Here is a 720-nt window from a genome sequence, read left to right as displayed (position 1 = left end):
ATATGCGTATTCGGCTCGATAACGGCAAAGACTATGATCTACTTGCGATGTTTACACCGTCTTGGGTCGGCCACAAAAAAGCTCTTGAAGCTCTTCGAAAAAACTATTCAGTCTGGACCAACGCCCTCACTTTACCGTTGTATAACAGGAACAGTGTTTCTGGCTTGCTTAAGTGGCTAGTGGTTCTGACCCTACATTCCATTTCACTTCTATCGCTCCCTTTCATCCTGGTCTTGGGCTTTTCAATGAAAGCTTATACGATTTTCTTAAGCGACGATGTAAAGAAGATGAAACAGTACAAACAAGACTTACAAACCATCTATGCAAAGTTAAAAGATATCGAAGATCAGGATGAATATAAGCGACGCTTGAAAGAAGAGATAGCCAAGGTAAAGCCGTTCTAAGAATTGCTTTGAAAATCAGGCAATATCCTCATATCCAGATACCGGGTCTTGCTCACAATTCTTACGGTACTGAGTCAACAACCAGGCTATCGCGCTTGCATAAACAAGATTGGTTGCAAGTTCAGCATGAGGGTTTTCCAAAAATGCCCTTTGCGAAGCCAAACCCCGTACGGTACTCGCCAGGTCTGGTTGAAAAGCTAAATACTCATCCCATAAAGCGGTGTGACTTTCAGGACTAATCGCATAAATACCTAAACCATCAGACTGCTTCGAGGCTACCAAGTGCTCACCGTAAGAGGAACGTTTAGAAGCTAGC

The 720-nt window shown here is 43.2% G+C and carries 2 protein-coding genes; one reads left to right on the top strand and one right to left on the bottom strand.

The window, feature by feature from the left end:
* The coding region (locus A3766_RS30315; protein WP_068515853.1) for a hypothetical protein at window positions 1-404 on the top strand (404 nt) is incomplete at its 5' end.
* 15 nt (window positions 405-419) lie between these two features.
* On the opposite strand, the gene A3766_RS03865 is transcribed toward A3766_RS30315, so the two are convergent.
* Window positions 420-720, bottom strand: a 301-nt coding sequence (locus A3766_RS03865) for a hypothetical protein (RefSeq protein WP_231882828.1), incomplete at its 5' end; no start/stop codon positions are given.

This window comes from Oleiphilus sp. HI0132 (assembly GCF_001635845.1).
This window is presented reverse-complemented; position numbering and strand designations above follow the sequence as displayed.